Origin of the sequence: Christiangramia marina, assembly GCF_048285865.1 — a bacterium.
GTDB classification, from domain to species: domain Bacteria; phylum Bacteroidota; class Bacteroidia; order Flavobacteriales; family Flavobacteriaceae; genus Christiangramia; species Christiangramia marina.
Window position 1 is genome coordinate 849,138 of sequence record NZ_JBLVTK010000002.1, and the last position, 11,814, is coordinate 860,951.

Annotated in this window: 11 protein-coding genes and 1 pseudogene; 3 read left to right on the top strand and 9 right to left on the bottom strand. The window is 38.3% G+C overall.

Annotated features, from left to right (window positions below; all coding sequences use genetic code 11):
* Together ACNKXS_RS10510 and rlmB are read left to right on the top strand one after the other, a co-directional pair.
* The coding region (locus ACNKXS_RS10510) for a SusD/RagB family nutrient-binding outer membrane lipoprotein (RefSeq protein WP_417920788.1) at window positions 1-935 on the top strand (935 nt) is incomplete at its 5' end.
* A 94-nt stretch (window positions 936-1,029) separates the two neighbouring features.
* Window positions 1,030-1,764 carry a 23S rRNA (guanosine(2251)-2'-O)-methyltransferase RlmB gene (gene rlmB / locus ACNKXS_RS10515; protein ID WP_417920789.1) on the top strand — a complete coding sequence of 245 codons (735 nt, stop codon included), beginning with the start codon at window positions 1,030-1,032 and terminating at the stop codon, window positions 1,762-1,764.
* Here rlmB and ACNKXS_RS10520 read toward each other — a convergent pair.
* Window positions 1,761-2,432 carry a rhomboid family intramembrane serine protease gene (locus ACNKXS_RS10520; RefSeq protein ID WP_417920790.1) on the bottom strand — a complete coding sequence of 224 codons (672 nt, stop codon included), beginning with the start codon at window positions 2,430-2,432 and terminating at the stop codon, window positions 1,761-1,763. The genes rlmB and ACNKXS_RS10520 overlap by 4 nt on opposite strands.
* A gap of 143 nt (window positions 2,433-2,575) precedes the next feature.
* Between ACNKXS_RS10520 and ACNKXS_RS10525 the strand changes: the two genes are divergently transcribed.
* A complete protein-coding gene (locus ACNKXS_RS10525) occupies window positions 2,576-3,850 on the top strand; it encodes a replication-associated recombination protein A (RefSeq protein WP_417920791.1) in 1,275 nt (424 codons plus the stop codon).
* On the opposite strand, the gene ACNKXS_RS10530 is transcribed toward ACNKXS_RS10525, so the two are convergent.
* The 8 genes and pseudogenes from ACNKXS_RS10530 to ACNKXS_RS10565 form a co-directional block, all read right to left on the bottom strand.
* Window positions 3,847-4,719, bottom strand: a complete 873-nt coding sequence (locus tag ACNKXS_RS10530) for a hypothetical protein (protein WP_417920792.1) — start codon at window positions 4,717-4,719, stop codon at window positions 3,847-3,849. The genes ACNKXS_RS10525 and ACNKXS_RS10530 overlap by 4 nt on opposite strands.
* The gene (locus tag ACNKXS_RS10535; RefSeq protein ID WP_417920793.1) at window positions 4,716-6,125 is read right to left on the bottom strand and encodes a DUF5723 family protein; all 1,410 of its coding nucleotides are present in this window, start codon (window positions 6,123-6,125) and stop codon (window positions 4,716-4,718) included. The genes ACNKXS_RS10530 and ACNKXS_RS10535 overlap by 4 nt, the downstream gene beginning before the upstream one ends.
* A 1-nt stretch (window position 6,126) precedes the next feature.
* Window positions 6,127-6,678 (bottom strand): hypothetical protein, encoded by a 552-nt coding sequence (locus ACNKXS_RS10540; RefSeq protein ID WP_417920794.1) that lies wholly within the window; start codon window positions 6,676-6,678, stop codon window positions 6,127-6,129.
* Between the two features lie 42 nt (window positions 6,679-6,720).
* Window positions 6,721-7,410 carry a YjjG family noncanonical pyrimidine nucleotidase gene (locus ACNKXS_RS10545; protein ID WP_417920795.1) on the bottom strand — a complete coding sequence of 230 codons (690 nt, stop codon included), beginning with the start codon at window positions 7,408-7,410 and terminating at the stop codon, window positions 6,721-6,723.
* Window positions 7,397-8,686, bottom strand: a complete 1,290-nt coding sequence (locus ACNKXS_RS10550; protein ID WP_417920796.1) for a polysaccharide deacetylase family protein — start codon at window positions 8,684-8,686, stop codon at window positions 7,397-7,399. Before ACNKXS_RS10550 ends, ACNKXS_RS10545 begins: the two co-directional genes overlap by 14 nt.
* A gap of 11 nt (window positions 8,687-8,697) precedes the next feature.
* A pseudogene (gene radC / locus ACNKXS_RS10555) lies at window positions 8,698-9,394 on the bottom strand (RadC family protein).
* Between the two features lie 35 nt (window positions 9,395-9,429).
* Entirely contained in the window at window positions 9,430-10,782 is a 1,353-nt protein-coding gene (locus tag ACNKXS_RS10560) for a UDP-N-acetylmuramate--L-alanine ligase (protein WP_417920797.1), read from the bottom strand.
* 44 nt (window positions 10,783-10,826) lie between these two features.
* Window positions 10,827-11,705: a tetratricopeptide repeat protein gene (locus ACNKXS_RS10565; RefSeq protein WP_417920798.1), complete on the bottom strand. Its 879-nt coding sequence runs from the start codon at window positions 11,703-11,705 to the stop codon at window positions 10,827-10,829.
* Window positions 11,706-11,814: the final 109 nt, after the last annotated feature.

An 11,814-nucleotide genomic window follows, 5' to 3' on the forward strand; every position in this document is an offset into this window, starting at 1 on the left:
TTGGAGGAATACTTTCAGCTGGACAAGGATACTCAGGTTCAGATGTTGTTTACGAAGGAGATATGAACAAATGGATGATGTTTGCTAACTCTCTTAAACTTAGAATGGGAATTAGACTTCAGGATGTAAATCCTTCTTTATCTCAAGCTACTGTTGAGTCTGCAGTATCAGCCGGTGTGTTCACCTCTAATGATGACAATGCTACGATCGATTACCAATCTAATGCACCAAACACAAACCCACTTTGGGAAGATTTGGTACAGAGCGGTAGATCTGACTTTCTTGCCTCTGAGACAATCGTTGATTACATGAACCAATTTGAAGACCCAAGAAGAATGGTTTATTTCGATGATAATATTGCTGATGGTTACATTGGTGGTGATTATGGTGGAAGTAATAACTATGGGTCCTTTACTCACATTGGAGATGCATTCCTAGATCCAACTAGAGAAGGAATTCTCTTAGACTATGCTGAAGTTAGATTTAATCTGTCTAAAGCTGCTGAACTTGGATATAATGTTCCTGGAGATGCTGAGACTCACTACAATGCTGCAATTACAGCATCTATGGAGTACTGGGGTATTTCGGGTGATGCTACTGAAGAGTACCTGTCACAGCCTGAAGTTGCTTACGATGGTTCTGAAATGCAATTTGCAACTCAGTTCTGGATAGCAATGTATGATAACCCTGCTGAAGGATGGTCTACATGGAGATTATATGACGATCCGGTTTTCAATATCCCAACAGATAATGAGACTTTCGTTCCACTTAGATATACTTATCCAATCGATGAGCAGAACTTAAACAATGCTAACTACATTGATGCTGCTGGTGCAATTGGTGGAGATGATGCTCAAACTCCAGTATTCTGGGATACGACTACACCAGATCAATCAACTTACCCTGGTCCAGCGACTGAGGAAGATGATGAATAAATATTGAATTAATTCAATATGAAAAGCCACCCAAATGGGTGGCTTTTTTTTATTAATCATTTCTCGAAGGATATAATTGTACTAACTTTGAAGCATGGAAGAAACTACAAGAATATTCGGAATTCGAGCTGTGATTGAAGCTATAGAAAGTGGGGAAAGTATTGAAAAGGTATTTATCCAGAAAGGCTTGGCCGGAAGCTTGTTTCAGGAATTGAACCGCCATCTTAAGAGCGGATCTTTCACCGTCTCTTATGTGCCAATTGAGAAATTAAATAAACTGAGCAAGGGTAATCACCAGGGAGTCGTAGCCAATATATCTCCTATAAGTTTTATAAGTCTAAACGATCTTGTAGAATCTGTCCAAAATAAAGGTACTATTCCACTTTACCTGCTATTGGATGGAATTACTGATGTTCGAAATTTTGGAGCCATCATAAGAACCGCAGAATGTTGTGGAGTAGACGGTATCATTGTCCAGGAAAAAGGATCTGCTCCCATTAATGCCGATACAGTTAAAACTTCTGCTGGAGCCGTGTTTAAAGTACCAATTTGCAAAGTAGATCATATTAAAGATGCATTATTTCATCTACAAACATATGATGTAAAGATCGTTGCAGCTACTGAAAAAACGGATGACACCGTTTACGATATTGACCTAAAGCAACCTGTGGCCATCGTAATGGGTGATGAAGCTAAAGGGGTATCGAATTCGATTCTTAAGCTAGCAGACTTTAGAGCAAAACTACCTATGCTTGGAGAGATCGCTTCTTTAAATGTATCTGTTGCTTGTGGTGCGGTACTTTACGAAACTGTTAGACAAAGAAGTTAATTCTTGTTATCCGGTTTTTCAATATAGATATAGTTATACTCCGTTTCCTCCTCTTCTATATTCTGAAAAGGCAGGTTATCTACAAAATTTCCTTCTTCGTCAAAATGCTGCATAAATAGATCATCAGCATCTTGAAAATCTGGAGATTCCCATTGATACTTATGAGGTTTTGCGATTTGTTTTTTGAAAACCACAGCCAGACCCAGTCCGCTCAATAGACCAGCCAGGTGTCCCTCCCAGGAAATTTTTGGATCTATTGGAGTCACGTACCATATCAACCCACCATAAACGAATACTACTATAAGCGATAATGCTACGAGCCGGTAATTCTTAGAAAAAATTCCCTTGAAGAAAAGGAAAGCTGCAAGTAAATAGATAATTCCACTTGCTCCAATGTGATTTGCCGGTCGACCTACAATCCATGTAATTAAACCGGTTGAAACGAGACCAATTAGCAATACTTTCCAGCGTAAAGGCCTGTAAAAGTAAAATAAGGCAAGGGACAATATGAATAAAGGAATTGTATTATTGAAAAGATGCTTGATATCTGAGTGTATAAAAGGTGAGAATACGATTCCGCGAAGCCCAATCGCTTCACCCGGCCTTATCCCGAAGGGCGCTAAATTCAAATTGAACCGAAGCTCTGCCCAGAAAACTATCCAGATCATCAACACGAATAGTAATGGATACCCTATTGTGCCGCTAGTAAAAACAAATGGAGAGGATGGTTTCAAATTGTATTCAATTTTAATTAATATTACAAAAAAGCGTCCAAATAGTTCAGGATGTTAACTTGTCAGACAAAACACCCATGAGTCAACCACTAGCAGAAAGATTGCGTCCTAAAACTCTTGATGATTACTTGAGCCAGCATCACTTAATTGGTAAAGATGGTGCTATGCGACAACAGATTAAACAAGGGATCATTCCATCTATGATCTTATGGGGACCTCCTGGTGTAGGGAAAACCACACTGGCGAATATTATAGCTTCGGAATCTGGCCGACCTTTCTTTACCCTAAGCGCAATTAGTAGTGGCGTAAAAGATGTACGTGAGATCATTGAAAAGGCTAAGAAAAGTGATGGTTTATTTACCACCAAAAGTCCGATTCTATTCATTGATGAGATCCATCGATTCAGTAAATCTCAACAGGATTCTCTACTTGGAGCTGTAGAGAAAGGATGGGTTACTTTAATTGGTGCCACTACGGAAAATCCGAGTTTTGAGGTTATATCTGCCCTTTTGTCCAGATGTCAGGTTTATATTCTAAAACCTTTCTCGAAAGAAGATCTGGTAGATCTCCTGAAGAGAGCAATGGAACAGGACCAGGTGATTTCGGCTAAAAATGTACAGCTAGAAGAGACTGAAGCTTTATTGAGATTGAGCGGTGGAGACGCCAGGAAACTTCTAAATATCTTTGAACTACTAGTCACTTCAGAAGAAGTAAATGTAAAGATCACTAATGAACTTGTGTTTCAGAAAGTTCAGCAAAATACCGTTCTCTATGATAAAACAGGAGAACAGCATTACGATATTATTTCTGCATTTATCAAATCTATTAGAGGGAGTGATCCAAATGCTGCAGTTTACTGGCTGGCAAGAATGATCGAAGGAGGTGAGGACGTGAAGTTTATCGCGCGAAGATTATTGATCCTTGCGAGTGAAGACATTGGGAATGCCAATCCAACCGCGCTGGTCATAGCTAATAATTCGTTCCAGGCGGTGAATACAATTGGATATCCGGAAGCCAGAATTATACTAAGCCAATGCGTGACCTACCTGGCCACTTCACCTAAGAGCAATGCGGCATACTTGGCTATTAATAAAGCTCAAAGCCTGGTGAGGAAAACAGGTGATCTGTCGGTTCCCTTGGCGATCAGGAATGCGCCCACGAAATTAATGAAAGATATAGGTTACGGAAAAGATTATAAATATGCCCATAATCACGCAGGTAATTTTGTTGCAGCAGAGTTTCTTCCAGATGATATCGCTGGCACTACCTTCTACGAACCCGGAAATAATCAGCGTGAAAATGCTCAACGTGAATTTCTTCGGAAGCGCTGGCAAAAAAAGTATGGTTATTAATCTTTAGATTTTAGCAATAATGACTCCTGCTGATTATTCTTACTGTCGAAGTAGCTAATTTCTAATCCTGAATTCTTGCGGTAAGATACGGTTCCACTATTAAGGAGCGATCTATATACAAATTCGTTGGATTTATTGGTCTTCAATAATAGCGCTATAGGTTCGGGTGCATTCAGCTGGTATAAGGCATAATTGGAATTGTAAGCTCTCAATTCAAAAACAGCATCACCGTAGATCCATTGACTATTTTCCAGAGAATTTAAATTTCCCTCAGCTTTACTCCCTGCTGGCAGATCAATTTTTTCTTCAGCCACTACTTCATGAGCGACATCACTTTTAGATTCTGGAACTACCTCACTTTTTGCTTCAGAAGTTATATTTCTTCCTTCTTGGATAGAAGAACTCTCACTTGACTTTTCAACCCTTTCTGCATTGCCTGAGCTATAGTTATACTCATATTTCAAATCTGCCAGGTCCTGAAAAGCATCTCGAAAAGATTCCTGGTAGGCAGCTTGAAATTCCTTCTCTTTACTCTTTCCCTCACGAGTTTTATAGACGGTCATTCCTTTACAGTCCTGGAGTTCTATCCGCATCTTGGTTACAAACATTCCAGAATCTTCTACTAAAACCGGACTTACGCCCAGACAAGGATTTTGTTGGAGATCTTCTGGCCAGGCTTCAGTTTTCATAATAGTTTTAAAACCGTTCTTTTCAAATAGGAATTTTGTAAGGGCGTTTAATTGATACTGGTTCGTTTTCCCAAGAATTTCATAGCTTTCAGGCACAATTATATATTTAAAATCATTTAGATCCTGGGAAAAAATGTTTCCGCTAAAAATCATTGCTGCTAAAATCACTAATTTTTTCATAAGTCTTTAAATACGTATTGTATGCCTAATTGCAAGGATGCACTATGCGCATTGGCAAGATTGGTATAGCCAATAATATCGTTTACTGCGATATAGGCATTAAAGTTTTTAAATCTACTGGAAGCCATTACCCCAAATTTAGTTCGAGAAAATTGATCCAAACCATAAGCCACTCTAAATCTAAAATAATCGTTTATTTTCCTGTCCCAGTAGGTGGTGACACCATAAGTAGGACCCTTAGGACGATTTACTCCGGAAACTATCATTCCGAATAAGTTCATATAGCGTGGCTTCTTGCTAATTAAATAGTCACAGGGTAAGATCGACTTGCCTGTCCCAAATTGAATCGAAGCATTATATTTCAATGGACGCCAGGTATTATAAGCTCCGAAGGTCTTGTCATCCTGTAGATTAACATCCAGTTCCTCTTCTAATACATCCCAATATGGAATTGTCTCCTGACCAGGATTTAACTCCGGAAATAATGGTTGCAAACCACTTGTCTCATAAGATCCAAAATAGCGTGAATTTTCGATATCCTTTTGATGAAACATTACTCCAAAATCCTGTATGGCTGCATTCACAGAAAACTGTTCTGTGACCCTGTAGTGAAAACCAAGGTCTACTCCCACTCCAACATTCTGACCAAAGAAGGACCTGCTAAGAAGTTCAGCAGCTGCCTGGTCAACTGTCATATTCTCTTCATCACGTAGACTGGCATAACCGGAAGTGTTCACTACTATATCAAGGCCATTTACTGCATGTTGGTAGAAATTTACCCCGCCTGGTGTTTCTGTAGTTACGAAGGCTCCTTTATTATTAGTACTCTCTACGTTAAAAATTCCAGAGTATAGCTTGACTCGACCGCCAACGGTGAGTTTAGAATCCATTTTGTAGTTAAAGCCGGCGTGATAAACGGTAAGCACCTCTCCTGTAAAGCTAACATCATCGAATCTAAAGGGTCGGCCTATGTAGTCTGCATTTCCTTCAAAAGCAAGTTTTGCAGGATCACTGGGGAAGTACGCAAAGATATCGGCTTCCTGATATGCCCCTGCAGAAAAATAACCTCTATTGCCCATCTTCCACCCAAAAGAAACGATCTCTATCTGCTCATTGATAGAAAAAAAATCTGTTGAAGTAAGATTCCTGATAGCGCTTTGAATTCTTGCATTGATATTACGCCCGTCATCTTCAAAAATATCCTTGGCAGTAACACCTGTCGAACCTACAGAAAAATGAATTTGCGAAAACAAGGGAATTCCAAAATGTCTTGTAAAATCGATCCTGGCACCTGGATTCTGAAGTAATGCCTGTGGCAGATCATCTACATTATAAAGCAATGGTTTATTTTGCCCGGAGACAGAGCTGCAATAGAAGAATATAAGCAGTACTATTGCAATTCTCATATTAAAAAGTTAGTCTGAATAATCCTCTAGACGAAAATTTTAAATTCCCCTCAAGACTTTTAGAAGGCTCTAAAAGCTCTAATTCTACTGCTAGTTCTATAGATTTCTTAACCTGATTTATATTTGATTCCTGTACGATATGAAGCGTATCAATTACAGAGATCATCGTATCACTACCAGCCGGGATGATATAGTTCACATCAAATTCCTTCCTGTTTCGGTCATTCAAAAAATTCAGCTCACTTCTTATAGCATAAGGAAAACTATTTTCATGTCGAAACCTGAATTCAGCATAGGTTAGACCATCCTGCATATAACTGTCATCTAGATATTCAAGCCTAACTGTATCTCTTATGATAGACGTGAACTCTCCGGTGTCAGAATCCAGAAAGTCATCTTTGTTGAGATCATAATAAATGATATCGACATCAATATCTGGCGTTATTTGAATATCCTCTGTCTGGCTAAGGTCTACATCTTTAAAACAGGAGGTGAAGAGCACCAGTATAAACAGGCCTGTAATTGTTTTGGAAATGTGGATTTGTCTAGACACGGGAAAGCTTTCTTAGTCTACGAAAATACCTAATCTTTGTTATTATAGATAATCCCTTAGTTGTTTTAACTTTTGGATCCGTGGATGTTCAGTATTGAAATTATCTTCACTGGGATCCAGATAGATAACCTTCATGCCATATTGATGACCCCCACAAATATCTGCTTCGAAATTATCACCAATCATTACTGAAGTTTCAGGTTTACCGGTTCCCTTACCAATAGCTTTTTCAAAGATCAGCGAATGCGGCTTCTTTACTCCTGCTTCTTCTGAAGTTGTCACTGTCCTGAAGTATTCCAGAATCCCAGATTTCTCCATTTTTAAATGCTGAACCTCCTCAAAACCATTGGTGATAATGTGCAAATTATACGAGGCCGACAGATATCTTAGAATATCCACTGCGCCATCGAGTAAATGATTATTATTAGGAAGGTAATTAATATAATCCTCAGACATTTTTGAGATTAAAGTATCGCTCACCTCAAACTTTAAAGCTTCAAAACTATCTCTCAATCTACCGTACCTAAGATCCTCTTTGCTAAGCAGATTGTTTCGATAAGATTTCCAGTACTGATGGTTTATAGGCATATAGATCTTTAGAAATTCCTGAAGTTCTATCTCCAGCTTCTGATCTTCAAAAATTTCCTGAAATGCGAGTGATGAATTTTTATCAAAATCCCACAGCGTATGATCGAGATCAAAATAAACGTCCCGGATATTAGTCAATTTCATGAATTTGGTTTAATACTGAATAATAAGAATTGGAATCTGCATACTGCGAAAAATCGTGATTAGAAAACACAGATCTTAAAGTCCCCTGAACTTCCTTAGTTTCCAGTATGATCCTGCGAAGATCTTCATTTAGTTTATTCCGTGTCATTTTAGCTACGACATTCGAATTGAACGCATACGGGTGAACCTTTAGAGGCGTGGTCACTTCCATATTAATGTCATAAAAAAGGTAAGAAGTGCTCGTACCCGCTCTAAATCCAAGTTTATCTGGGTAACCCATAGAGTAATCATTATTGATCTCTAGCTCAATCAGGTTATTGTATTGATCAGGGAGCCTGAGATTGTACTGATGATTCATCGCATGTTCGACAGAACTATGCACTATATCCTCTAATCTCAATTTCTCTTTTCGCAGAATTCTGATATCTTCCATTGCATAATAACCCATCAGTAATCCAACTTTCGAATAATCTGCTACCGATTTGATCACTGCTCTGTGGGGAATTCTATTGTGGCTTATATTTCGATCATGTCTCGAAAAATCGCTTAATTGAAACATGAACAAAGTTTCGATCTTATCTTCTCTAATGATGCTAATAAGATCTTCAAAAGTATCATTGGGATCTGATTTTATTCGGATCCATACCTGCAATCTATCTATTACCTTCCCTATGTTAAACTGCACAAGGTCTGACAGCAAACCAACAAAACTTCTTAGAAAACCCTTATTCTTAAAAACGAATGTGTTTTCTGAAGTAATAATAGTACTGTTATGGTAAGCTCTTTTTTTGTGTTCTAACTGAGGGAAACGCTCCATCAGAATTTCCTGAAACTTATAAGCCCAGATATCTACAATTGGTTTATGTAGGAAGTTTTCCTGAAATGCAATGCTTTCAGATGCCGGGAATCTTCCAAATTCGTCTTTAACGTGTGGCAGGTATTCTTCATATCTGCTAAGCAGGAAGAAAGAAGCGGCAAATATATCAAAGGGTAGATCACTGGATTCCGCCAGGGCAAAAAATCCAATCGTGTCATCCCATGGCTGCACCTTAATTTCTATTTCTGAAAAACCCTGCTCCAGGAGCAGGTCTACATTCTGAATAAAAAATTCGTTCCCCAATGCTTGTTTTCCGTAGCTTAACTTTGGTCCATCATGAGCGATAAACTCTTCGATCTTGGAGGTAAAGTTGATGGGAATCCCCAGAATGTGTGTACATAAATGCTTGAATATGTAAACAATTCGCGGTGTAACTTTCTGGGTGTAAATTAGAAGCATTTAATGAAGTCTTATAGAATTCCGTCGTCGGCAAAGCTAAAATATGACTTTTCAGTAACAATGATATGATCAAGAATTTTAATATCAAGGCTTTCCGCAGCAGTTTTAAGCTTTTGGGTCAATTGCTTATCTGCTTCACTAGGACGTAAATTTCCACTTGGATGGTTATGAGTCAAAATAAGGGAAACCGCACCAATTTCTAAAGCCTTTCTCAAGCTTATTCGAACATCTACCAGAGTCCCGGTAATTCCTCCTTTGCTTATCTGAAATTTCTCCAGAATCTTATTACTGTTATTAAGATACAAGATCCAGAATTCTTCATGAGGTAATTCCCCTATTATTGGCTGCATTATCTCAAAAACTGAAGAACTAGAAGATATTTTACTTAATTCCAGAGTTTCCGCCAGCCGTCTTCTTCTTCCTAATTCTAGCGCGGCAGTGATCACTACCGCCTTTGCGCTTCCAATTCCTTTAAATTGACAGAGTTGCCCAATGCTTAACTTTCCCAATTGGTTGGAGATTGTTATCAGACTGCGCAAGAATTCTTTTCGACAGCTCAACAGCCGACTCGTTCTTACTACCTGAACCAATGAGAATTGCCAGTAATTCTGAATCGCTTAAGGCCAGACGTCCCTTTGATAAAAGTTTCTCCCTTGGACGATCATCTTCAGCCCATGTTTTAATACTTTTTAATGAATTTTCGCTCATACTCTAAAATATATCAATATGAGCCAATAGTAGCATTAGATAAGTTCTTTTAATGATTCCATATCCAAGCCACCATAATTTCCGCTGCTCATCATTAGCAGTACAGCGTTTTTAAAACCTAAATTTTTCAGATCAGCCTCAAAATTTTCAGGGCTTGTATATACTTTCAATCCTTGCTTTTGAAAAGCTTGTTCAATCTGATCTTCAGAAACATCATCCAGTTTTTTTATCGCGACCGCATCAGGAGAATAGAAAACAAGCGCTTCATCAGCCTTTTCTAATGTATTTCTATATTCCTTTAAAAAATCTGCATTTAAGCTTGAATAAGTATGTAGCTCCAGGCAGGCAATCAATTTCCTTTTTGGATACTGTTCTTTAACTGCGGCAGTAGTAGCAGCAACCTTGGATGGACTATGTGCGAAATCCTTAAAGATAACTCCATTGGAAGTTTCAGCAACTTTTTCCAGTCTTTTCGAAGCACCTTTAAAAGTGGCGATCGCTTCATAAAAATCATCCTCATCAATACCCATATGCTGACAGATCCATTTTGATCCTGCAAGATTATTCATATTATGCTTACCAAATATCTCTAGCGGCAATTCACCTTCCGGGGCATCCAGTATCGTAGTATTATCTTCTGTATGATAATCTGGGGTGTGATATGGATGTTTTCTAATTGGATTTTCCGTAGTCTCTGCAAGTTCCTTTACCGTTTGATCCTCCTCGTTATAAACCAGTATTCCGCCGTTAACGATAGAATTGATGAAGATTTTAAATTGCTCTACATAATTTTCATACGTTGGGAATACATTAATATGATCCCATGCTATCCCACTCAGCAAGGCGATATTTGGTTGATAAAGATGAAATTTTGGGCGTCTATCGATTGCAGAACTTAGGTATTCATCTCCTTCAATAACAATAAAATCATTCTCCTGGGTCAAATGAACAGGATTGTCCAGACCTTCTAGAGTTGCACCCACCATATAGTCAATATCCCTATCATGATAATTCATCACATGCAGGATCATAGAGGTGATAGTAGTTTTACCATGTGAGCCACCTATAACTACCCGGGTCTTATTCTTTGATTGTTCGAAAATAAATTCCGGATAACTGTATGTTTTAATATCCAGCTCCTTCGCCTTCGCTAACTCTGGATTATCTTCCCGTGCGTGCATTCCTAAGATAACAGCATCGAGATTTGAAGTTATTTTCGAAGCATCCCATCCCATTTTCTGCGGAAGTATATTTTCTTTGTTGAGACGAGATCTGGAAGGTTCAAAGATAGCGTCATCACTGCCAGTAATATGATACCCTTTTCGCTGAAGTGCAATCGCAAGACTATGCATTGCACTACCACCGATGGCTATAAAATGTATATTCATGGAAAAGATTTGTACAAATATAAAAGTAATATGAGGGCTAAATATTACATTCTCTGAATTTTCTGCTTTTCGATAAGCGCTTTATCGAAGTCAGGTGCAATCTCCAGTGATTTTCTGATATAGTTCAAAGCTACGTCCTGATTTTGATTTAATCTCTCGATCTGAGCCCATCTATAGTAAGCCCATGATGGATCTTTTATGTCTTTATAACCATAGTTTTCGATATAACGTTTAATAAGACCTTGGCCATGCTCCAATTCAATCGAATAAATTGCCGAAACTTCGGCAAGTTCATAATTGAGATAATTGCGAGTAATTAACTCAGGCTTTCTACTAGAAAGCTTAATCGCCGCCTCGTATTTTGTCTCCGCAAGCTTTTGATAGTCCAGGAATTTATAGATGTAAGCGTCTGCTAAAAGACCATCCAATTCATTTATTCTATGAAGTTCTGATGCGTAGCTTTCTGCCATTGTCTGGCTGCCTCCTACAAATCCTGGAATCTGCATATAGAGTTCTACCAGCGCACGCCTTGACTCAGAGTGGTTTGGATCCAGCTCAGCAGCTTTCAATAGATGTTTTTTAACATCACCAATAAGCATAGCTGCCTGAAATTTTGACCCATAATAGGCTTTCATCCCCATGGCTCCGCCTAATTTGAAATTATAATTACTGTCGTTTGGCTTGGCTTTTACAAGTTGCTCATACTTAGAGATCGCCATATTCCAATTTTTTCTGAAGCTATAAATATCACCTAATAACTCAATCGCTTTAAGTTCAGAATCATGTTGAAGAAGCAATATTTCAGCCGCTTTATCATCTCCAGAGTTTAGTAACTTTTCTGCCTTGGAAATGTCATTTTGCGAGTTCCCGATAGCGGTAAAAAGTCCGCAGATGAATAGAAAGATTTCAAATTTTGTTAACATAAATTAAATTTTCTTAAATTTAGATCGCCCAAACTATTGAAGTTCAGTATTAAAACTATACAATTGTTATAATTAAGATGTTTCCTAATTTAACTACCCATATTAAAAA

Excerpts from the sequence above, each read along its gene's own strand:
- ACNKXS_RS10520 (WP_417920790.1), bottom strand. The coding sequence starts at position 2,432 with ATGATCTGGATAGTTTTCTGGGCAGAGCTTCGGTTCAATTTGAATTTA.
- ACNKXS_RS10530 (WP_417920792.1), bottom strand. The coding sequence starts at position 4,719 with ATGAAAAAATTAGTGATTTTAGCAGCAATGATTTTTAGCGGAAACATT.
- ACNKXS_RS10550 (WP_417920796.1), bottom strand. The coding sequence starts at position 8,686 with ATGCTTCTAATTTACACCCAGAAAGTTACACCGCGAATTGTTTACATA.
- ACNKXS_RS10525 (WP_417920791.1), top strand. The coding sequence starts at position 2,576 with ATGAGTCAACCACTAGCAGAAAGATTGCGTCCTAAAACTCTTGATGAT.
- ACNKXS_RS10565 (WP_417920798.1), bottom strand. The coding sequence starts at position 11,705 with ATGTTAACAAAATTTGAAATCTTTCTATTCATCTGCGGACTTTTTACC.
- rlmB (WP_417920789.1), top strand. The coding sequence starts at position 1,030 with ATGGAAGAAACTACAAGAATATTCGGAATTCGAGCTGTGATTGAAGCT.
- ACNKXS_RS10545 (WP_417920795.1), bottom strand. The coding sequence starts at position 7,410 with ATGAAATTGACTAATATCCGGGACGTTTATTTTGATCTCGATCATACG.
- ACNKXS_RS10535 (WP_417920793.1), bottom strand. The coding sequence starts at position 6,125 with ATGAGAATTGCAATAGTACTGCTTATATTCTTCTATTGCAGCTCTGTC.
- ACNKXS_RS10560 (WP_417920797.1), bottom strand. The coding sequence starts at position 10,782 with ATGAATATACATTTTATAGCCATCGGTGGTAGTGCAATGCATAGTCTT.